Below are 22,525 nucleotides of genomic sequence, written 5' to 3' on the forward strand. Positions count from 1 at the left end.
GGCGGCTAGTGGTAATTACATCTACGGAGCGGGAGAGGATAGGCTGTGCGTTTAGTACATATAAACTTATTGCAGCCTGGCATGAAGCTGGGGAAACGTATTTATAGTGAAGAAGGCCTTGTATTACTTAGTGAAGATGTAGAGCTAACCAGTCGATTGATTGGACGCCTTAAGGATCTCGGAGTCGGTTATGTGTATATTAAAGATGCTGCGACAGAGGACATCATCGTTCCTGAAATGTTGCAGGAAGAGACCCGAAGGAAAGCACTGGTCGAGATCAAACAGCAATTTCAGAGCATGTCGGGAATGAAAACGAAGAATCGGATTCCTCATTTCGGTAAAGCGCTTAGTGGTGTGATGAATACCATTCTGGAGGACATCGGCAGCCAAAAGGAAGCCATGATTATGCTGATGGACATGAACTCCAGTGATTTTGACCTGTATAATCATTCGCTGAATGTATGTGTGTATACACTGGTTCTTGGTGTCGCTTCGGGTTACACACGCCAGCAATTAATGGAGATTGGTCTGGGTGCCTTATTGCATGATATTGGCAAGACACAGATTGCACCAGAAATTCTGCATAAGCCTTCCAGATTAAGTGACGAGGAATTTAAAATCATTCAGCAGCACACTACATATGGACATCGTATTCTCAAAGACGAACCAGGTATACCGCTTCTATCTGCACATTGTGCATTGCAGCACCATGAGCGAATTGATGGCAGCGGATATCCCTTTGGGCTGAAGGATAAAGAGATTCATGAGTATGCCAAGTGGATTGCTCTTGCTGATTCGTATGATGCCATGACAACGAATCGAGTCTACAAGCAAGCCTTGCTGCCACATCAGGCCGTAGAGGTGCTGTATACGGGCTCAGGAACGCTTTATGAACAACGAATGCTGGAGAGATTCAGGGATTGTGTAGCGATCTACCCCGTGGGTCTATCGGTCACGCTCAGTACGGGAGAGGTTGGGGTGGTCGCAGCGATTCATCCACGTGTTCCTCAACGTCCACTTATCCGGGTGCTCAAGGATGCCGACGGCCAGGCCTTATCTTCGCCCTACGAAATTAACCTGTCTACAGCACTGTCTGTGATGATCACAGGTGTAGAGGGTGTGGAGGATACACCTTCATCTGCCCAAAGTGAACGGTTGGAAAGCTGAACAAGCTTAGAAATGATTAGCGCTCATGTCGTAATATCGGGGCCGTTTCGTGATTCGGCCCGGAGTTACCTGAGTGTTTTTTGTCATGTAATGGACAGGGTCTACGTATGCCGGAGCATTCAAAATTGTGCTATGATAAAAGATAACTCCAAAAAGAGAAACACAAGGTATGATGTAAATAAAACTTTTTAGGTTAATAAAAGGAATAAGGTGAAGAACAATGACCATGCTAAACTCAGGATCGGTACAACCGATGCCTTTATCGCCAACGAATGATCCGTGGGATCCGATTGGCTCTCTGCGTACATATGGACGCCATGTGTTGACCAGTGTAGAAATGACTGTGACACATCTGTGCAACATGCGGTGTGAGCACTGTGCCGTAGGAGATATGCTTACGATGCGTGAAGCGCCGGCTCTTCCATTACCGCTGATGCTGAAACGATTGGATGAAGTGGAGCATCTGCAGACGATTAGTCTGACGGGTGGCGAGCCAAGCTTTAGCCAGAAAACAGTGGATGAGATGATCATCCCGCTGCTCAAATATGCCAAGGAACGTGGAATTCGTTCCCAGATCAATTCGAATTTAACGCTGGATATCAGCCGATATGAGCAACTTTTGCCGTATCTGGACGTTATGCATATCTCATTCAACTACCTGAATGCTGACGATTTCCATCAAGTCGGATTTGCGAATAGTGGCAGACCTGTGAAACGTGAAGTCGCGGTGAAGATGTATGAGAAAATGATTGAAAATTCCCGCAAATTAAGTGAAGCAGGCATGTTTATCTCTGCCGAGTCCATGATTAACTTCCGTACACACGACAAGCTGGATGGTATTCATCAATTGATTCGTGAGATGGGCTGTGTTCGTCACGAAGTGCATCCAATGTATAATTCGAACTTTGCTTCGTCGTTGCCCGTGTTATCACTGGACCATATGAGAGCAGCGATTCATCGTTTGCTTGATGCACGTGACAAAGATATGTGGATGCTCTTCGGTACTCTGCCATTCTTCGCGTGCAGTGCAGCAGAGCAGGATCGGGAACTGATCAACCGTTTATACAGCGAACCAAATGTGACGGTACGTAATGATCCGGACGGACGCAACCGCGTTAACGTCAACATGTTCACGGGTAATGTGTATGTGACCGATTTTGCGGACATCCCGGCGTTTGGCAACATTCGTGATCGTAAACTGGATGATGTGTTCCATGAATGGTCAGCTGAACATCCGTTGAATCAAACGGTAAACTGCCATTGTGATATCGCATCCTGTTGCGGACCAAACCTGCTGGTGGCAGATATGTATTACAAGGGTGTGGATTTCAAATCGAGAAAGGCAATCACACGTTGATATTCCAGGTGTATTCCTGAAATAGATAGAAAAGGGGAGTTTCAACTTGGATATTCATACCGAATTTCATCTTGGGCAGCTGGTATTTAATCTGGTCTGTGTCTTTTTGCTCGTATTTTTGAATGGCGTATTTGTCGCAGCGGAATTTTCCCTTGTGAAAGTAAGGCAGACACGCTTAACTCAATTGCAGAGTGAAGGAAATCGTATGGCTGGTTATGCACTGAAGGTGAATAGTAAACTGGATTCCTATCTATCGGCAACTCAGTTCGGGATTACGCTGACATCGCTTGGACTCGGGTGGCTGGGAGAACCGGCCATCTCTGAATTGCTCGTTGAGCCACTCATGTTTAAACTTGGTGTAGGAGATACAGGGCTTATTTCGACCGTGTCGGTCATTATCGGTTTTTGTATCATTACGTTTCTGCATATTGTGCTGGGTGAGCTTGCACCTAAATCGTTGGCAATTCAAAAAACAGACGGAGTGGCATTGTTTTTATCTGCGCCCTTGCTGTTGTTCTACAAAATCTTCTTCCCGTTCATCTGGGTACTGAATGTATCGGCCAATGCATTGCTGCGTCTGGCGGGTATCGAACCTGCCAGTGAAGGCGAAGCTCACTCGGAAGATGAACTTCGTATTCTGATGAAGCAGAGTGCCAAAAGTGGTGTCATCGATAAAGATGAGATCAAACTGATGGACAACATCTTTGATTTCTCCGATATGCTGGCACGTGAAGTGATGCTACCACGTACAGACATGGATTGTTTGTACACGCATATGTCTTTGGAAGAGAACTTGGAGATCATTAATGCAACCAAACATTCCCGGTATCCCGTAGCAGTAGAAGACAAGGATGAGATCATTGGATTTATACACATCACCGATCTGTTACTGGCTAAACCGGAGCAACAACATGATCTGGCTTCACTTGTTCGTCCAATCTTAAACGTTCCTGAATCCATGGAAATCAGCCATGTGCTGCGTCTCATGCAGAAGAAACATTCACAGATGACGCTGGTTGTGGATGAATATGGTGGCACAGCTGGATTGTTGACTGCGGAAGAAATTCTGGAAGAGATCGTTGGAGACTTGTATGACGAGTTTGAGGATGAGCGTCCGCATATGGAACGGAGTGGAGATTCATTTTCCATTGATGGTCGTTCGCTTATTGAAGAAGTTCATAAGTGGACCGGAGCCATCATTGAGGATGAAGAAGTGGATACCATCGGCGGATGGCTGTTTAAAGAGCTCGGGGGCAATCCATCCAAGGGGAAAACGCAGGAGCTGAATGGGTACGTTTTTGAAGTGGAAGAATCGACTCGCTTGCGAATTACCCGTGTTCGAGTGTACAAACAATCTGTCCCTCAAGACATGAATTCGGAACAAAAACCAGCAGAATAGAACTCGTTGCAGGAGTAAGATAAGACGAGCAAAAGTATAAAATGATGCAGATTACGAAGATCTGCCAGGATGTAAGACCTTTGGAAGTTACCTGAAAGGGGAACGAACCGAAGGTCTTTTTTTATTTTAAAGAAGAATTTGGAGAAATTCTGCACATAGTTGAAACGAATTTTGGATTAACTTCGGGGACAGCGTCATATGGATATAGAGACGGGAAACTGGAAGGACCTCAGTAATATTCAGTTGCACCAACGATGTATTATAGGAGGCGTTGTTCTGTGAAAGATCCGCAACTTCGTGCTTACGCCCCTTTTGTGGGGCCGTTTGATCCTTGTCCGCCAGTAGCAATTCGGACGTATCTGGTACCTCCGCAATTATTTATTCCATTTCAGCCTATGGGCTGGCCACAGTACAGTCCGGCAGAAGCATTAAGAGTGGGGACGTTATGGCCTGCATTATACAGCCCTTATACACCAGCCAGATCGAAGGGAAGGAAGGTGGATGTGGATGGAACCTGAAGGAGCAAAAGCGTGCGATACCCAATACTATGAACTGCTGGAGGAGCTTCAGGCTCTGGATTTTGTATTAGTGGAGCTGAATCTGTACCTGGACACCCATCCTGGGGATTATCAAAGCATAGAGCAATATAACAAATTCACGCAAGAACGTACGCGGGTGGCGCAGGAGTTTCAACAATTGTATGGACCACTGATGAACTTTGGTCATGCTTTCTCCAAGTATCCGTGGGAATGGTCTCAGACGCCCTGGCCATGGCAAGTGTGACACATCGCCTCAGGCTTCCTTGCAGGACTTTAGGGACAGGAAGCCCGAGGGTTAGAAGAAGGGCTGTATTTTAATAACGTAGAGGGAGGCGTCTTACATGTGGGTGTATGAGAAAAAACTGCAATATCCCGTAAGGGTTAGTAAATGTGATCCTCGTATGGCGAAATTGCTGATGGAACAATATGGCGGTGCCGATGGGGAGTTGGCCGCTGCCCTTCGATATCTGAATCAGCGTTATACGATTCCAGACAAGATTATCGGTCTGCTGACGGATATTGCTACAGAGGAATTTTCTCATCTGGAGATGATTGCGACCATGATCTACAAGTTGACCAAGGACGCGTCGGTGGATCAACTGGAAGAAGCGGGACTTGGGCCGAACTATGCTCAACGCGATTCTGCCTTGTTTTATACCAATTCCTCCGGTGTTCCCTTTACAGCTGCCTACATTGCTGCAAAGGGTGATCCAATTGCGGACCTTTACGAGGACATTGCAGCAGAAGAGAAAGCCCGGGCTACATATCAATGGTTGATCGACCTGACCGATGACGTGGATCTGCAGGATAGTCTGAAGTTTCTAAGGGAACGCGAGATTGTGCATTCCTTGCGTTTTCGGGAGGCTGTAGAGATCCTGAAAGACGATCGGGAGACAAAGAAGATTTTCTGAACATTTGGTATAAAGCAAAAAGCAGTCCAATAGGGCTGCTTTTTGCTTTGAAAAGATAGTATTATTAAATAATTAATTTTAAAGTAAACTGGTGTTGGTTAGTTATCATACTGTGGATGGAACTGCTACTTTTCACTTTAGAGCTTCTCTTTCAGATTAACGGATACTAAAGTTGAATGCTGACGGTTTCTTCACCAGGGCTTATATAATTAACACTTACTTTATTGGAAGGCACAGAGTGATATCCTCCGGTTTGTCCACTGCCCCAACTGTTATATATAAGATTGCTTCCTGAATAATAGCCTACAGTGATATCATGCCAGCGAACATTTTTAATGGTTGAACCTGTGTTCATGTTCTCGGGTTTTTGACCAATGGTGGTCATTCGTTTTACTCTCATCCCTATACCGCTTTTATCCCAGCCGCTTACTCCGCTTCTTACAATCGTCGTTGTTAGTTGTTCGCCAGTTGTCGTGATTCCTGATACAGCCAACGTACATTCATTGGGATTCGTCACATAAAATTTCATATAAATATCCTGACCTGATCGATAGCGCGTATTGCTAGGTACCATGGCTCCGTTGGCCAACGTCGTAGGTGACCAGTTATCAAACGCTGTGCTGTATTGCAAACCTGCATCTATCCCATTTCCGTTAGATCCCCAGCCTCCCAGGTATACATAAGGAACATCCGTCGAAACATTACCTTTTACGTATGGGGCACCTGGAATGGTTACATAAGTACTTAACCAGTTATATCCATTATTTGAGAAAACTCTTCGATAAGGACCGGAACCTCCGCTTGGATTAGGCACTTCGGCAGTGGGCGAAATTTGTGTATCATCTTTAACGGCAGATGCTGAAAAATCATTCGTGGATATTCCAGGACCGATAAGTTCTTTTCCGGATGCACTTTGATAGATGTTGTTCTCAACCAGATCATATACTTCTGTCGTCTCTTTGAGTTCCGTCTTGTTAGAGTAAATGGCACCGTCTTCTGCGACATAGATGACATTTCCTCGATCTTCTTCGTCAAGCCGGGCCATCACGTCAGCAATTACTTCTCGCTCATTTCCCGTGATTGATGAATCGATGTTGACTTCGATCCTTTTTTTTAGTTCATTGTTCATGGTGATCGTGTCCATATTACCATCTGCGAATACAAGATTTAATGGAGTTAATAACAAAGCTAAGGATAATAAAGAAGTTAGCGATTTTCTTATCTTCAATCTAAAAACTCCCTCTCTTAAATGGAATGTGTGTTGAATAATTACCAATGCAATTTCTAACTCCGTTTAATGCAGCAGCAACTCATGATAATAGATAGCATTTGAACATAAACATCTCCTTTTATGGGTTTTAATTACTTCTAAATCATAGTTTTTGTGTAATAATATGTAAGTGACTATTTTCACAATAAAAGGTAATAAATTTTCAATGAACGTTATAGGTGGAAAATGAAGAAACAAAAAACCATCTCCAGTAGTGGTACCAGAGATGGTTTTATTGGATTTTGAAGTGTATACCTAATATTCAACCACCATGGCAACATTTTGCCATCCGGCTCCAACGGTCCAGAACAACACTTTGTCACCACGCTGAATCTGACCGGTTGTAACCGCTCGATGTAATGCGATGAACGGACTGCTGGTTGAGGTATACCCGAACTCATCTCCGATATAGACGGCAATATCATCACCAATGCCGACGTTCGCGGATACAGCCCGAATGTTACTAATGGATAGCTGGGAGAAGCAGGCGGCTCTGATCTCGTCTGGTCCAATCTCGTTACGTATCAGCAAGGTACGAATGGACTCTGAAGCAGCATCCACACAGATGGAATCATCAAATGGGATGAATTTCACATGAAAGGCACCCGCATCTACACCCGTTTTGCCCAGCTTTGCCAAGCCTTGTGCAGGAAAAAGAGAATTACCATACACGCAGGTATCCGTCTGATAGATTGAATCAATGAAACCGACAGCATGTTCATCCCGCTCTACAATAACCGCCGCTGCTGCATCACCGAAATTGGCGAAGTATACGGGATCATCGGGACTGGCGTGAGGAGCCACGTAATCAGAGCCGATGATTAATGCGCGGCGAATTCGAGGATTGCCCAGCATCTGCCGGCTAACTTGTTCGAAAGCAGCAGTCATACCCGCGCAGTTGGCGTTGCTGTCAATACAGATCGTGTGAGAAGCTCCGTTAATCAGGCGATGGATCATCAGGGAATTCGTAGGAAAGATGTATTCTGGCGTTTGGCTTGCATAAGCAATCAGATCAATATCTGCACCGGTGAGTCCGGTTTTCTCCAGTAGGTTACTGGCTGCCTCATAGGCCATGCTTAGTGAATTTTCGTCATCGTTGTCAATTTTATAACGTGTATCACGACCAAGTGCCTGTAACAATCCACGAATATCTACACCTCTTGCATCAAAATGTTCAATATAAAAATCATTGTGCACCTTGGTTGCTGGATGATAGATATCGATATCTACAATACGAATTCCGGCCATCTTCATTCTCCTCTTGAGCGGAAGGGTGAATTCACAGCTTGTCCGCCTGGTTTATTAAGTGGTAACGGTAGATATGATTTCGAGATTGTCCAGACCGACTGATCGGCCGAGCCGGGACAATTGCATTTTTAGAATCGCGTTGTTCTCGAGGGTCAACACGACTTTTTTATATTCATCTTTTTTGAACAATTGAAGGCAGCCTTCCAGAAGAGGAACAATCTCCGGAGCAGTAACATTCAACTTTTTGCAATCGATGTTCAGGTCATACTCCTTGGTGTTAATAGAAGCGATCGTATCCTGATAGGCAGAGATGGAACGCAAACCGTCTTCTTGAGAGAAAGAACCCTCCAGTTCAATGTTTAACACCTTGTTTGGAACGTCAGTCTTCAGAATGAAATTTCCCATGTTTGATCTCTCTCCTTTAAATGAGTTAAGGCTATCCTGTTAGTGGATACACAGCCCCATAGGGCCTCTGCTGAAAGCTTCTAAGATGAGAGCTGGTTCGAAGGATAATTTAACCATATTATAAAGGTAGGAATGTAAAAAGATCAATAAAAAAGTCGAATCATGTATAAAAATGTAGAAAAGTGAATTACTGTATTTCGTCCAAGGTGGCAAGCAAAATATTAAATGCACTTATAATGCGTGGAGCACCCACACATGGCGCCAGATGTAGCAATATTCCCTTGAGCTGATCTACAGTTACCCCGACACTCAGAGCCATCGTGTAATGTACGCCCAATTGTTCATACTGTCCTTGGGTGATCAACGAAGAGATGATAGCAACTTCCTTCCATTGATCCGTAATCGTGGTGCGCTGAAAGATATCCCCGTACGCCGTCCCCATAATAAATTCCGACAATTCGGGAAAATGTTCTTTGATGGGTGCGAGAGCTCTTGCGCCGTACTCACCAGATAGTTTCGCGAAACGGTCTAGTCCCTGAGCTACATGTTCACTCATGATATGCTCCTCCTAATTCAAATTTACGGTGCGGTGAGCTGTGGGTGGAATTTCATCTCGATCGGTCAGAAGCTCAATAACAGTTACCTGATTCAACGTCTGGGCGGTGTTCAGCGCAGATGAGAATTCAGCAAGGGTTTCTGCTCGAAACGCAACCGCACCGAGAGATTCGGCAAATTTGGCAGCATCCATAGGAACTTCATATAATGTGCCATCAATTCTGCCTGTTGTTTTTTCCATTCCTTTGAGTGCCATGTCCAGTTGTTTGTTGTTAACGACAATGAAAATGACGTTCAGATTGTTGCATACCGCAGTATTGATCTCCGTCCCAAGCATCATGAAACATCCGTCACCGGTGATGCATACAACGGTCTCTCCGGGTGAAGCGGCTTTTGCACCTATCGCCATACCAATGGCGTTCCCCATGCAGGCAAAGTAAGCGTCAAACACAAAGCTGCCTGGTTTCTTGACTTTATATCGCTGAACCGCATGAAATCCATGGCTGCCATCATCAACAAACAGCTTATGATCATACGGAAGCAGATCGCTCATTCCATCTAGCACAGAAGCCAGAGACAGTTGGGGGAGATCTGGTAAAGGGACAGTGTAATCCATGGGTGCTGTGGTTCTCACAGGAGTAGGAAGGTCTTCTAATGTGCCCAGCAAATATTGCAGGTTGTCCTTCAAATCACCGGTGATATGTAAGGTTTGAGCGCTCAGAATCTTGCCTACAAATGTAGGATCAGCGTCAAATTGAATGAGGTGTGCCGGGTGATGTTCAGGCTTCAGATTGCAGAGGGTCATGTCACTTAGACGTGAACCGAGTACGATATAAAGGTCACTTTGGTTCAACATGTCGTCTGCATGCGGGAAACCTCCAACACCACAAGGTCCATGGTACAGGGGATGGTCCCACGCAATCGCTCCTTTTCCACCAGGAGTAGTAATGACGGGAATGTTGAACGATTCGGCCAATTGAAGCAATTCATCATGGGCTCTGGCGCGACTTACACCTTTACCAGCAATAATTAAAGGGCGGTTGGATTGTTGAATGAGAGGAAAAATGCGATTCAGATTAGATACGCTAAGCAGAGGTTCCGGTTCGGGAATGACAATCCGGCATTGGGATAACAATTCGGTCTGTACGTCAAAAGGAATACAGAGGTGAACAGGGCCTTTATTAGGGCCGAGTGCAATGGAAAGGGCATGATTCAACAGTGTGCCGAAGTGATCTCCACGCTCAACCAGTTTGCTGAATAGCGTAGCAGGCCTGAACATTTCAGCCAGATCAGCCAGATAGGAAGAGGAATCCTGACACTGGGGTAGCCCCAGTTCCTGAATGGATTGATGACCCGTAATAAACAGTACAGGCAGATTGTTGGCCTTTGCATGGGCTGCTGCAGTAAGCAAATTGGTTCCGCCTGGACCGGATGTGGCAAAGGCAACGCCGAGTTTACCTGTCTGTAATGCATAACCGGATGCGGCAAAACCTGAGCTGGATTCATGACGGCCTGGAATGAACTCTAATCCGTAATCCACCATTTTCAGTACAGCAGGACAGATGGATTTACCAATAATACCAAAGACATGAGTAACGCCTAGATTATGCAGAGTTTCTGCCAAATAGTCCGCAACTGTTCTCATGCGGGACACCTCGCTTCATGAAATAGGTTATTAGAACCATGCGCATATTCCATTTATTGATTGCAAGTTACAGTCTAAGGTTGTAAGAGGAAATATTCATTGTTATTAGGAAGAGTATCTTTTTTTGTGGTTTTTTGTCAACCTGTTTTTGTGAGTCTAAATTCCTGATTCTTAAGTTGGTAACGCTTTAAGTATTGCTGGATAAAGCAAAAATAATTGGTTATATATCCCTGCAACGAATTACCCAATCGCAACGGAGTTACAAATAATGTAAAAAAATGACTGTAAATGATGAATTTCAGCCTCTAATAGCGACTTGAAAGCTAGAGGTTTATTTTTTTCGTATCAATGCATCGCATTCGCAATTATTTGCTTTCTGCTATACTGGAAAGGAATTGGGAGGGGATGGAATGACAGTCATCAAGATGGCTCTGATTGGGCTGGGTAAAATGGGACTACATATGGTTCATCTAATCGAGAATACAAAGATGGATACTAAGATTGAGATTGTAGCGGTGTGTGATGCGAATGAGGAAGGTTTGGCGTCTTTTGCAGCTTCTCATCGGGGAGTTAGGACGTATACGGATTACAAGCAATTGATGAATGAACATCAGATTGATCTGCTGTATATTGCAGTTCCGCCGAAATTTCATTACCCGGTTGTCATGGAAGCACTGGAGCGCAAAATTCATGTTTTCTGCGAGAAACCGCTTGCCAATAGTGTAGAAGAAGCGAAAGAGATGCTGGATGCAGCAGAGCAGGCGGGCGTAGTTCACGCCATCCATTTCTCGATGCCGCATGAACCTTCCGTGCTGAAGTTGCAAGAGATGATTGAGCAGGGTACAGTGGGGACTATTCGCAAAATAGATCTCATTTTGCAATTCCCGCAGTGGCCACGATCATGGCAACAGAATGCATGGATTACGAGCCGGGAACAGGGTGGATTTATTCTTGAAGTGGGGATTCACTGGATTCATATGATTCAAAAGGTGTTTGGTGCCGTCCGGGTAGTAAGTACTCAGGTTCAATATCCTGAGAATGGAGAATGTGAACTTGAAGTACAGGCTGCAATGGAACTGGAAGACGGGACTCGAATTCACCTAAATGGCATCTCTCAATTTGCGGGGGAAGAACGTGTATCCATGGTGGTGTACGGTGCGAAGGGCACGATTGCCTTGGAAAATTGGGAAGAATTGAAGACGGGCCTGGTGGGACAGCCACTTTCTCCAGTGGAAGTGCTTGAATCCGCCAGTGAATTGCCGGTTCTTAAACATGTCATTGCCCGTATACAAGGCAAACCAGCTAAGATATATGATTTTAACGATGGGTATCAGGCACAATTGGTACTGGAAGCGTTGCGAAACTAAATAATGTGACTAACTCCATTAGCGTTTCCATTCCAATAGGAGGTTCTTTGTCATTAAATCAACAAGATAAGTTTTCAGAAGTGGATAGTTTCGCTCAACTACAATATAAATAATATACTTTCAAGAGAGTGAAGCAGATGGGGGCAAAAAAATGGCCTTTCTATATCATCATCCTACTCATTCTCTCCAATCTGGCTGTAACCTATATGCTCTGGAATTCGAACACTCAATATGATCGACTTCAGGACAAAATGAATCAATCTTTCACAACGTATGCGGAGAATATTCAGGATCAATTGCGAAAAAATGCTGAACGGGGTTTGGAGGAAGAAATATACCAGTATCAAGCGGAAGCTTCCAAATTAAATGCGGTAGCTACAGGTACAACCTATTACAGTGAGCAGCCGTTAGTACGCAATGTTTCTATGAATCTTGAACGATTTTTTAGAGATTATCCACGCTACCAGCATAGGTTGACTGTGTCAGAGGTAGAAACTTTACAGGGGTTGTTATCCGAGTGGATTACGAAGCCTGCAGATTCAGCCACGAATAACAAGCTTAATGATTTTCTTGTTTTGCAAAAATAAAAATAACGAGCATTCCTCTTCAAATACGCCCTTGGAGTTGAGGAGCGTTCACTCTGAGGGTGTTTCTATATGCTTCTGAAATGGAATGAAAAAAGATGATTTCTGTAAATACAGAAATCATCTTTTTCTTTCAACTCAGCCGTATCAGCAAGAGTTTTACTTAAGCTTGAATCGCTTAACCAGCTGATCAAGTGCATCGGACATTTCATTCAACTGCTTGGACGTGTCAGACATTTCCTGCAGAGAAGCAAGTTGTTCCTCCGTCATCGCAGATACTTCTTCCGTGGCTGATGCAGTGTCTTCCACTACAGCCGATACTTCATTAATGGACTTCATCACAGCCTCACTACCGGAAGTTAACTCCTCGACAACAGCAGATACCTCTAGAACTTCACCACTGAGGTTATGAATATGCTGAGTAATGGTTGAAAAAGCATTACCTGCATCCTCAATGGTCCGCAATCCTTCATTCACATGCAGAGTGCTCTCATCAACCACTTGCACCGTACTTTGAACACCTGCTACCACGGTTTCCAATATACTTGTAATCTCTTTGGCTGATGTTGCACTTTGGTCTGCAAGATTACGGATTTCCGCGGCAACGACAGCGAAGCCGCGTCCATTATCCCCAGCGCGGGCAGCTTCGATTCCGGCGTTAAGTGCAAGCAGATTGGTTTGTCTCGCAATACCCGACATTGAATCTGCAATGTTGATCACTTGATCAGACATCTTCGAAATTTCATTAATGGCTTCCTGTACAGAGAGGAAGGATTGCTCAATGGAACTCATTTTACCTACAGCATTATCAATGCGCTGTTGCCCATCCACAGCAATGGATTCGGTACGAACTGCACGGCCTGCCACATCACTTGCCGAGGAGGCGACACGATTAAGCCCGTTGAGGGATTGCTGCATCGCAGCTACCATGGTTTGCGTAAGAGCAACCTGTTCATCAGCGCCTTCAGCGACACGTTCCATGGCAGTGGCAACTTCTTTTCCTGCAAGATGGCTATCGGCCACCCCTTTATCCAATCGATCCGAAGCTGTGCTCAGAATCATGGCATTGCTCTGAACGTCCAGCATCATTTGCTGCAAACCAGTGAGCATTGTATTGGCCGCCTCCGCGAGTTCACGAGTTTCGTCTTTCATTGGCGTAGCGATTCTCAGTGTCAGGTCGCCATTGGAAGAACCGATGTCATTTAATGCCTGCTTTACGGTACGAATGTTTCTAACAATGGCACGTGACAGGACCAAAGCAGTGATGAACGAGATAATGGCCACAACGATAAGTGCCCCATACAGTTCCAAGTTCAGTATTGTGTTTTTTTGCTTCAGTGCTTTTGCACGGTTATCGGTTAACGTATGCTCGTTGGTTCGAAACGTATCGAGAGCAGTCCGAATCTGGTCCATGTCTCTTTTACCTGGATCATCTGCGAAAAAATCTCGAATGGCCTGTGTATTATTGGCTTGGCGAAGGGCGACCATAGGTTCACCAGCGACCTGGACCCAGTTCTCCATATTAGTATGTATGTCTTCCAAAAGTGCAAGTTGAGCCGGATTATCCGAAATTAAAGCAGCAAGTTCATCTCTGAGTGTAATAAGTTGCTCTTTTCCTTGGGTGTAGGGATCGAGATAGTTGTCCTGACCCGTGATGATGTATCCGCGTTGACCTGTTTCCATATCTACCATGTTTCTTTCGAGTTCATAGGTGAGGGCATGTACCCTCATATCGTGATCGACCAGAAAATCCAGTTCCCGTTGGAGCTGACTTGTGCTGTTCTGAATCAGCAGGATGCAACCAGCCAGTACAGCCAGTACGAGTAAATATCCTAATCCGATCTTATAAAAAATCTTAAAGGTCTTTCGCTTTTTCATGTTTGTTATTCCTCTCTATGGGGTATATGTAGTTGTCGAAAAAAACGGAAATGTGATAATTGTAGGTCTTTAGATTAGGTGTCTAAAGCACTATTTTTTAGTATTATACGTAAATAAACTTCTTTTGTATATAGTTTGTTTAACTACAATATAACGTTTGGTTAATGCTGTATAAGGTTGGGGTTGATGATGTTTTACAATCGTTGGTTTACACGTTCAAACGTTATGTTTATCATGGGAAGGGAACGATTCCAATTACATATACAATATCCCAATCCGAAAGGAACATTGGACATGAATAAAGAGAAGGTATTGCTCAAACCGGAAGCGATGATTTTTGACATGGATGGTACGCTGTTCCAGACAGAGACCCTGTTGTTGCCAGCTTACCAGCAACTATTTGATACATTGCGTGCCGAAGGGCACTTTGAAGGAGAAACTCCACCCGAGGAACGGATGCTGGGAAGTTTGGGCATGTTGCTCGAAGATATATGGAAAGTGGTTATGCCTGAGGCGTCGGAAGCGGCACATCGCCGGGCAGACGAACTGTTGCTTCAACTGGAGATTGAGGGGCTTGATCAAGGAAGTTCTCAATTGTATCCTGGGGTGAAAGAAACACTGCAATCATTAAAACAACAAGGAGTGCGTCTTTTTGTCGCAAGTAACGGGCTGGAGGACTATGTGAAGGGTGTGGCGTTTGCACACGAGATTATGCCTTTCTTTGAAGGGGTATACAGTGCAGGCCAGTACAAGACTCCTTCCAAGATTAATCTGGTGCAGATCCTGCTTGAGAAACATCGTATTCAGGACGCATGGATGGTGGGGGATCGCTCTTCTGATGTGGAAGCGGGTAAAATGAACGGTCAGGCGGTCATCGGCTGTGCCTATGCCGGGTTCGGTCGTGATGAGGAGCTTGCAGGCTCAGATGTGCTCATCTCTGATTTTACAGAACTGCTGCGTCTGTATGATGAAGCAGAGTAGCCTCTACGCTGTATACGTTTACTGAGATTTAAGATTACGAACCGCATGATATGAACCTGTAGACTCAACGGAAATTCGTTGAATACAGGTTTTTTTGTATGATCATGCAGTCACATTCTCCCCTGTAGAAAGTTGATTTCCCTATCCCGCTTTCCTCCATATTCCCTCTATACTTCATTCAAAAGCTATAGGGGGTCCGATTCTGGTGAAACCATCCAAAATACATGCCTATATGTTCATCTTTCCAAGTCTTTTTTTAACTGTTGTATTCGGGATCTATCCGCTGTTATGGGCGCTGCGTTACATGTTCTATGATTATCAAGGCATCGGGACGCCGGTCTTTATCGGGCTTGATAATTTTGGACGCATTTTGCGTGACGGGCAATTCTGGGATTCTGTAGGCAACACGGGTGTGTATGCCCTGGGCAAACTCGTCGTTACGATTCCACTGTCGTTAACTTTGGCGATTATTCTGAATCGCAAATGGAGAGGGCGATCCCTCTTTAGGGCGATCTATTATCTTCCCACTATTTTTAGCGCTTCGGTCATGGCGATTGTATTCTTTATTATTTTCAACTCCTATAACGGAATATTGAACCAATTGCTGCTTAAGTATCATGTGATCTCCGAACCTATTAGCTGGCTGGGGGCTGAACATGCCATGCTAACAACCATCATCATCGCCATCTGGGGGGCTGTGGGCAACTATATGTTGTTGTTCATTGCCGGTCTACAGAGCATTCCTGAAGAGTTATATGAGGCGGCATCGCTGGATGGAGCGAGTGAGTTTCAGAAACTGCGAAATGTAACGATTCCGTTGCTGGGTCCTGTCTTGCAGATGATCATCATGCTGGCAATTACCACGGCGCTGAAAGGTTACGAGAGTATTATGGTGCTGACCGAAGGGGGGCCGTATGGCAAAACAGAGGTGATGTATCTGTATTTGTTCAAACTGTTGTTTCCCGTGTCGGCTGACACACAATCACTCCAGCAGCTCGGTTATGGCAGTGCAGTCGGTTTTACAACGGCTCTCATCGTAGGGGCTGTGACGCTCATTTATTTCCGGATATCCAAAAAACTCAATGATGTCTATTAAAAGGTTGTTCAAAAAGTCCGCTTTTGATTACGAATCATGCTTAGCAGCATGATCAGCATCGAATATGAAATTCAGCCGAAATGTCCGTTGCTCACGTAGTTTTCCCTACGCTCCGCTACTCCATTTCTAGCTTCATTCCATCTTCTCGGTACTGAAAACCACCCTTTTTGAACACGTATAAAATGAATCAGGAGGAAACGATGATGACTCAAAACGTACTTGCGCCCTCAGGGTCTCCCCAACTCATTCGCTGGACCAAACGAACGGTACTTTGGTTGTTTTTGATCGCAATCGCTCTGCTGTCGCTGTTCCCCATCATACTTGTATTGCTCGGTTCCTTCAAAACAAACCAGGAATTGACCGGAGGAGCTACCATCTGGCCGAAGATTTGGCAGTTCTCCAACTATGCTCAGGCTTGGAAAAGCGCCAATTTTTCGGGTTTTACGATGAACAGCGTGTTTGTTAGCATCAGTACAACAGTTGGCACACTGCTGGTAGCTTCGATGTCTGCCTACGCTGTGGATCGAGTGAATTTCAAAGGGAAAAAGGGGTACACCCTGCTCATGGCATCTACTCTGTTTATTTCCATAGGCGCGGTTGTGCTGCGTCCGCAATTTGACCTCATGGTCAAGCTGGGGCTGAATACCACGTTGTGGGGCGTTATTATTATACTGATCAGCGCACACGCTGCCACATACTTTATTCTGATTGGTTTCTTCAAGAGCATTCCGCGCGAACTGGATGAAGCGGCGATGATTGATGGCTGTAATTTCTTCACCATATACTGGCGAATTATTCTTCCTCTCCTGCGCCCCGGACTCGCCGTTGCAGGTCTGGGTGTATTTCAGAGTTCATGGAATGAATATATTCTTCCTTTTGTGTTCACTATGAGCAATCCGGACTTGCAGACTTTGCCGGTTGGGCTGGCTAATCTGCGATATGGCATTGGAGCTGCAGCTGAGGTCCAACTGATGATGGCCGGAGCCTGTCTGTCCATTTTGCCGCTGCTCATCGTTTATATTTTTGCCAACAAATCATTCATGCAGGTGACCTTGGGAGCTGTGAAAGGATAGGCGTGAGCACAATCATGGAAACGGTTTTACGGGTTATTCCACTGTGCTATACTCATTTTAATTCACAGCGGACGGGCCAAGCCGTGTTCAAGGAGCGAACGCCGATGATATTCGACTTTTATAAAATGTCCCTGAAAAAAAGAATACAGCTGCTGTACATTTTTCTCGTTGTCTTATGCATCAGTGTGACCGGGATATGCTCTTATCTCTTTGCTGCACGAAGCATTGAGCAGAATGCACTTGAACTGAAACAAAGCATTCTGAACAAATCAGTGCAGGTTATGGATGAACATCTAAGGCACATTGTTGTATCCTCTTTTTCTTTTATGCTCAATGAAACGTTCACCCAGGTCATGAAGGACGTGGGAAAAAATAATACATCTCATTATTATCAGAATCTCTCGCTGTTGCAAACATCGTTTGCTCAATTGAAGCTCGTAGAGCCACTGATTGATACTGCATATCTGACAACACCCATCGGTGATTTTTTCTCGACCAAAGACTTTCCGAATCGCAATAACTCATTCGACAGGGAATACGGACGCTACGTGAAGCTGCAAGGCTGGAATACGATGTGGTTTGGTTCACATCAGAGTCAATTGTTCCAATCCCAAGGAAATGTGTTATCTCTGTTGCTCAAACCTATTGTGATCGATAATCATACCTATTCGAATGTATATATGGTCGTCAATATGAAGGAAGAGGCGATGCGAGACATTCTGACGCAGGATCTCATGAATAACCAGATTCAACTGTTTTTGTTGCACAAAAACGGAAATGAAGTCATTCGGCCCAGGTCCCGAAATTACGATTTCATTATGGAGTCTGACTTTACCCAACAGTTTAGCCGTGGCGATGCTGGGGATTTTACCTACAGGAACGATCAGGGGGAGGACATGCTTGTTAACTATTCGGCATTGTCGATGAACGAGGATTGGGTCATGGTAAGTGTACAGTCCAAGGCTGACTTGTTGTCCCCCCTCCAAAAGATACGCTGGCTGATTATCCTGATCATGTTGTTTTGCATTTTGCTTGCACTCGGGTTGTCCAGCCTGGTGGCCTCCGCTCTGCTGAAGCCACTTAACAAACTGCGACGCCTGATGGTTGAGGTGGAGTCCAATGACCTGGATGTACGGTTTCGCAGCAAGTATGACGATGAAGTTAGCGCTGTAGGGCATCGTTTCAATCGGATGTTGGACCAGATTCAGATTCTGTTTGAAGAAGTACGGACAACGGAGCAAGACAAACGGCGGTTTGAAGTCAAGGCGCTTCAGGCGCAGGTTGATCCTCATTTCCTCTACAATACCCTTAATACGATGTTCTGGAAGAGTGAGAGCGGAGAGAAGAAGGATGTAAGTGAGATGATCGTCTCCTTATCCTTATTATTCCGTTTGGGACTGAATGATGGGAAAGACATCACCAGTGTGGATCAGGAGATCAAACATGTCGAACAATACATGCAGCTTCAGCAAAAATGTTACGAGGATCTGTTTGTTTATCGGATTGAGGTGGGGGACCCCTCTTGTTACGCTGTTGATATTTTAAAAATATTACTCCAGCCCTTGGTGGAGAATTCCATCCTGCATGGATTCAATGACAAAGAAGATTTGGGCGTTATTCTGATCCGCATTGATCGTCAGGGTGACACACTACGGCTGGAGGTGGCTGACAATGGATGTGGTATGGATGTAGCCAGCATCTATGCTGAGGATGTTCCTGACGGGGGACGCAAAGGTTATGCCCTATCCAATCTCCATGGCAGATTAAGCCTGCACTACGGGGATGTGGCCTCAATTGTATTTCATAGCAGTACAGATGTGGGAACAACGGTTGTTATCACGATTCCGATCACCTGAGGAGGGGCAGTATGGGCCAATTGACGATGTGTGTTATGGATGATATCCAGGCAGTTGTAAAGGGCATATCTTCAACTATTCCGTGGGAAGATCACCAGGTTCGGATTGTAGGCACGGCGAGTAATGGAGAGCGCGGTTGGTCCTTGTTGCTGGAGCAGCAACCCGACATCGTGATTAGTGATATCAGGATGCCCAAGTTGAGCGGGCTGGAGCTAATGAAGCGGGCATTGGATGCCGGACTGCGAGCCAGATTTATTTTCATCAGTGGTTATTCGGATTTTCAATATGCACAGGAAGCCATCAAGATGGGTGCATCCGATTATTTACTCAAACCGTTTACCCCTGAAGAAATACTCGGTGCGGTGTTGAAGGTAAGACAGGTAATTACGGAAGAGCAGGCACAGTGCAAGCAGTTGGAACAGTTGGAGCAGAAGGTGGAGAGCAGTAGCCAGTATGAGCGTCACAGCTATCTACTGGGCTTGTTGCGTCATGAAATCGGGGGTTTCCTGAATGAAAGTCGCTGGAATGAGCTGCAGATTGATCTCGATTCCTCCAATCTTCTCGTCATGGTCATTGAGGTGGATGGTTATACGCGATATGGATACACGATGCATCTGGATGCCGAAATCGTTCCTTTTGCGGTCCAAAATATTGTGGGAGAAACCATAAACCGTTATACCAAGGGCGTTGTTTTACGGGAAAACCGATACCGGCTTGCAGCCATATTGAACACACCAAGCCAGATCGACGTCTCCGAGCTACTGGAGCAATGCCGCCAAAATGTGGAGCGATTCAGCAAAAAAACAGTCTCGATTGGTGTGGGTACGATTGCCCACAGACCACAGGAAATCTGGACGTCCTACGCACATGCAGATCAGGCGATATCCTATCGTTTTTACAGTGAAGGAAATTGCATCCTCCAGTATGCTGAACTGGAGAATCAGGCATGTGTGGCTCCGGTGTATCCTTTGGAGAAGGAGAAAGAGCTTTTTTACGCACTGAAATGTGGTAATGAGAGCACCTGTCACCGCATCATTGATGAAATTCTCGAAGAATGGCAGGTTTCCGAAGGTTTTCCCGAGCCGCTCACGATGATTCGTTTGCTGTCTGGACTGGCTTTTGCCATCTACCGTGCTTTTTGTGATGAGATTACAGCAGAGGAACGCTTGCGTCTGGAGGCCGACCTGACGGTGCTTGAGGCGATGCGATCCTTGACGTTTGAGGGCTGGAGGGGATATATCAAACATTTTAGCAGTATGGGTTGCGAGATTATGGACAAAAAACGTCTCACCGATGTCAAACAGGCCATTAGCAAAGCACAGGAATATATCAGTCTGAATCTTGCAGAAAATCTGACGCTGCATGCCTGTGCCCAATCCGTACATTTAAGTCCAAGTTACTTTGCCAATGCCTTCAAAAAGGAAACGGGCATAACGCCAATTCAATATATTACTAAGATGAGGATGGAAAAGGCCAAAGAATTGCTGGTTGCAGGTGTACAGGTGCAAGAGATCTGCCAGAGGCTGGGTTATGAGGACAGGCCTTATTTCAGCGGTTTGTTCAAGAAATATTGCGGCATGACGCCAACCTGCTTCAGGCAAATGTATGAGAACTGAAAACAGATACGGATCGTCATTTTTCCCACCATGCAAAGTCAGAATGTCCCTCACCTCCATGAAAGCGTAGCGATTATCATTACGTTAACGGATAACCAAACGGGTTGTCCAGACAAGCATAAGGGGGCATATCAATGGTTAAAAAGTGGATGGTGACTACGCTAAGTGCATTGCTGGCGCTAAGTTTGGCAGGTTGTTCTGCTGACAGTGGTACTTCGGCAAATAGCGAATCGGGGATCAGCGGGGAGAGTGCCGGAGGGAAAACCAAAATCATATATTGGACACCGGACCGCCATGATGCTGATTTTATGAAATCCAAGATCGATGAGTTCAACCGGACGAACAAGGACAACATTGAAGTGGAGATGACCGTGATGGGGGACAACTATCCACAGGCGGTCGATATTGCTTTTGCCAGCAAGCAGGCACCCGATGTGCTGCAAGTTAATGATTTTCAGACGTATTATCAGAAGGGGTATCTCGCCCCGATCGATGGATACATGAGTGATGAGATGAAGGCTGTATTTAAAGACAGCTTGATTGAAAATAAAAACACGATTGATGGAAAAATATATTCCCTCCCCAATACAGGGCAGGTCTGGCGGCTTGTGTATAACAAAGATATTTTCAAAAAGGCAGGGATCGAGAGTCCACCAAAAACGTTGGCTGAGATGGTTGCGGATGCCAAAAAAATTACCGAAGTTGGTAAAAGTGAAGGCATCTATGGCTTTGCCAGCCCATTCAAGAGCAGCAGCGGTTTCTGGAGAGCAGCCAATACGATTGCAGGTGCAAGCAATAATGTTGGTATTGATGGTTACAACTACAAGACTGGTCAATTTGATTTTGGGATGTACAAGGATATCGCAATGGCGCTTCGTCAGATGAATCAGGATGGCAGCATGCTGCCAGGGGTTGAAAGTCTGGATATCGATCCACTCAGAGCCCAGTTTGCTCAAGGCAAAATCGGAATGTACATTAACCACTCCGGTGAACCAGGTGTATATAAAGATCAGTTTCCTACAAAAGAAAATTGGGCAGCCGCTCCTGTACCAACTAATGATGGAACGATCAAGGGCGCTTCACAAGTCATCGGCGGCTCCTACATCGGCATCAATGCAGATTCTGCCAACAAGGAAGCGGCATGGAAGTTTATGGAGTATGTGTACAGCACAGATCTTCAGAGTGAGTATTACGAAAAAGGATACGGAATCTCACTGATTCCTGCTGTATTAAGCTCTGACAAAAAACCAAGCATTCCGGGCATTGAAGGTTTCCTGCCCAAACGATATGATGCCATTTTCCCTGCAAATCCAAGTGTAGTGACCGAGAGTTCACTGGAAGGCACCAAATGGAGTGAGGCTTTTTCAATCTTTGTATTCACGGGTGGCGATCTCGATGCTGTGATCAAGGATCTGGATACAAGGTACAATGTAGCTCTGGAGAAAACCAAAGCGGCAGGGCTGACCAACATAACTGCTGATCCTTCGTTTGATTCTTCCAAACTTCAGGGTAAATTGTCCACAGAAGACTAATAAACGTTCATAGCGGCCGTGGTTTAACTACTTCGGTCGCTTATTC

Annotated in this window: 20 protein-coding genes; 14 read left to right on the top strand and 6 right to left on the bottom strand. The window is 45.3% G+C overall.

The features are described from left to right. The first annotated feature begins 45 nt into the window (after window positions 1-45). The 6 genes from MHI52_RS09780 (at window position 46) to MHI52_RS09805 (ending at window position 5,373) form a co-directional block, all read left to right on the top strand. Window positions 46-1,167, top strand: a complete 1,122-nt coding sequence (locus tag MHI52_RS09780) for an HD-GYP domain-containing protein (protein WP_315370729.1) — start codon at window positions 46-48, stop codon at window positions 1,165-1,167. 220 nt (window positions 1,168-1,387) lie between these two features. Continuing rightward, window positions 1,388-2,524, top strand: a complete 1,137-nt coding sequence (gene yfkAB, locus MHI52_RS09785; RefSeq protein ID WP_155985059.1) for a radical SAM/CxCxxxxC motif protein YfkAB — start codon at window positions 1,388-1,390, stop codon at window positions 2,522-2,524. A 46-nt stretch (window positions 2,525-2,570) separates the two neighbouring features. After that, a complete protein-coding gene (locus MHI52_RS09790; protein WP_315370728.1) occupies window positions 2,571-3,923 on the top strand; it encodes a hemolysin family protein in 1,353 nt (450 codons plus the stop codon). Between the two features lie 278 nt (window positions 3,924-4,201). Next, the gene (locus MHI52_RS09795; protein ID WP_047842304.1) at window positions 4,202-4,441 is read left to right on the top strand and encodes a spore coat associated protein CotJA; all 240 of its coding nucleotides are present in this window, start codon (window positions 4,202-4,204) and stop codon (window positions 4,439-4,441) included. Further along, a complete protein-coding gene (locus tag MHI52_RS09800) occupies window positions 4,431-4,706 on the top strand; it encodes a spore coat protein CotJB (protein WP_036669913.1) in 276 nt (91 codons plus the stop codon). The genes MHI52_RS09795 and MHI52_RS09800 overlap by 11 nt, the downstream gene beginning before the upstream one ends. Before the next feature lie 97 nt (window positions 4,707-4,803). Next, on the top strand, window positions 4,804-5,373 hold the full coding sequence (locus tag MHI52_RS09805; protein WP_036669914.1) for a manganese catalase family protein: 570 nt from the start codon (window positions 4,804-4,806) through the stop codon (window positions 5,371-5,373). 166 nt (window positions 5,374-5,539) lie between these two features. On the opposite strand, the gene MHI52_RS09810 is transcribed toward MHI52_RS09805, so the two are convergent. From MHI52_RS09810 to MHI52_RS09830, 5 genes are all read right to left on the bottom strand, one after another. After that, window positions 5,540-6,601, bottom strand: a complete 1,062-nt coding sequence (locus MHI52_RS09810) for a YrpD family protein (RefSeq protein WP_127544323.1) — start codon at window positions 6,599-6,601, stop codon at window positions 5,540-5,542. Between the two features lie 297 nt (window positions 6,602-6,898). Next, window positions 6,899-7,891: a 3-oxoacyl-[acyl-carrier-protein] synthase III C-terminal domain-containing protein gene (locus tag MHI52_RS09815; protein ID WP_076252338.1), complete on the bottom strand. Its 993-nt coding sequence runs from the start codon at window positions 7,889-7,891 to the stop codon at window positions 6,899-6,901. A gap of 54 nt (window positions 7,892-7,945) precedes the next feature. After that, window positions 7,946-8,296 (bottom strand): hypothetical protein, encoded by a 351-nt coding sequence (locus tag MHI52_RS09820; protein ID WP_036609902.1) that lies wholly within the window; start codon window positions 8,294-8,296, stop codon window positions 7,946-7,948. Between the two features lie 187 nt (window positions 8,297-8,483). After that, a complete protein-coding gene (locus tag MHI52_RS09825; RefSeq protein ID WP_017689521.1) occupies window positions 8,484-8,852 on the bottom strand; it encodes a carboxymuconolactone decarboxylase family protein in 369 nt (122 codons plus the stop codon). 12 nt (window positions 8,853-8,864) lie between these two features. Next, window positions 8,865-10,496, bottom strand: coding sequence for a thiamine pyrophosphate-binding protein (locus MHI52_RS09830; protein ID WP_405158939.1), 1,632 nt, complete (start codon window positions 10,494-10,496; stop codon window positions 8,865-8,867). 410 nt (window positions 10,497-10,906) lie between these two features. On the opposite strand from MHI52_RS09830, the gene MHI52_RS09835 reads away from it, so the two are divergent. Then, window positions 10,907-11,863 carry a Gfo/Idh/MocA family protein gene (locus MHI52_RS09835; protein ID WP_405158940.1) on the top strand — a complete coding sequence of 319 codons (957 nt, stop codon included), beginning with the start codon at window positions 10,907-10,909 and terminating at the stop codon, window positions 11,861-11,863. A 137-nt stretch (window positions 11,864-12,000) separates the two neighbouring features. Further along, window positions 12,001-12,450 (top strand): hypothetical protein, encoded by a 450-nt coding sequence (locus MHI52_RS09840; protein WP_405158941.1) that lies wholly within the window; start codon window positions 12,001-12,003, stop codon window positions 12,448-12,450. A 156-nt stretch (window positions 12,451-12,606) separates the two neighbouring features. Here the strand turns inward: MHI52_RS09840 and MHI52_RS09845 are convergent, their stop codons facing one another. After that, entirely contained in the window at window positions 12,607-14,325 is a 1,719-nt protein-coding gene (locus MHI52_RS09845) for a methyl-accepting chemotaxis protein (RefSeq protein ID WP_405158942.1), read from the bottom strand. A 294-nt stretch (window positions 14,326-14,619) separates the two neighbouring features. On the opposite strand from MHI52_RS09845, the gene MHI52_RS09850 reads away from it, so the two are divergent. The 6 genes from MHI52_RS09850 to MHI52_RS09875 all read left to right on the top strand — a co-directional run bounded on the left by MHI52_RS09850 (window position 14,620) and on the right by MHI52_RS09875 (window position 22,479). Continuing rightward, window positions 14,620-15,306, top strand: coding sequence for an HAD family hydrolase (locus MHI52_RS09850; RefSeq protein WP_076252725.1), 687 nt, complete (start codon window positions 14,620-14,622; stop codon window positions 15,304-15,306). Between the two features lie 205 nt (window positions 15,307-15,511). Next, entirely contained in the window at window positions 15,512-16,402 is an 891-nt protein-coding gene (locus MHI52_RS09855; protein ID WP_036669926.1) for a carbohydrate ABC transporter permease, read from the top strand. Window positions 16,403-16,605: 203 nt separating this feature from the next. After that, window positions 16,606-17,475: a carbohydrate ABC transporter permease gene (locus MHI52_RS09860; protein ID WP_101313340.1), complete on the top strand. Its 870-nt coding sequence runs from the start codon at window positions 16,606-16,608 to the stop codon at window positions 17,473-17,475. A 14-nt stretch (window positions 17,476-17,489) separates the two neighbouring features. Then, on the top strand, window positions 17,490-19,331 hold the full coding sequence (locus MHI52_RS09865) for a sensor histidine kinase (RefSeq protein ID WP_405158943.1): 1,842 nt from the start codon (window positions 17,490-17,492) through the stop codon (window positions 19,329-19,331). A gap of 11 nt (window positions 19,332-19,342) precedes the next feature. After that, window positions 19,343-20,947: a helix-turn-helix domain-containing protein gene (locus MHI52_RS09870; RefSeq protein ID WP_405158944.1), complete on the top strand. Its 1,605-nt coding sequence runs from the start codon at window positions 19,343-19,345 to the stop codon at window positions 20,945-20,947. A gap of 134 nt (window positions 20,948-21,081) precedes the next feature. Next, window positions 21,082-22,479, top strand: coding sequence for an ABC transporter substrate-binding protein (locus MHI52_RS09875; RefSeq protein ID WP_405158945.1), 1,398 nt, complete (start codon window positions 21,082-21,084; stop codon window positions 22,477-22,479). Window positions 22,480-22,525: the final 46 nt, after the last annotated feature.

It is taken from the genome of Paenibacillus sp. FSL H8-0283 (assembly GCF_045040675.1).
GTDB lineage: Bacteria > Bacillota > Bacilli > Paenibacillales > Paenibacillaceae > Paenibacillus > Paenibacillus amylolyticus.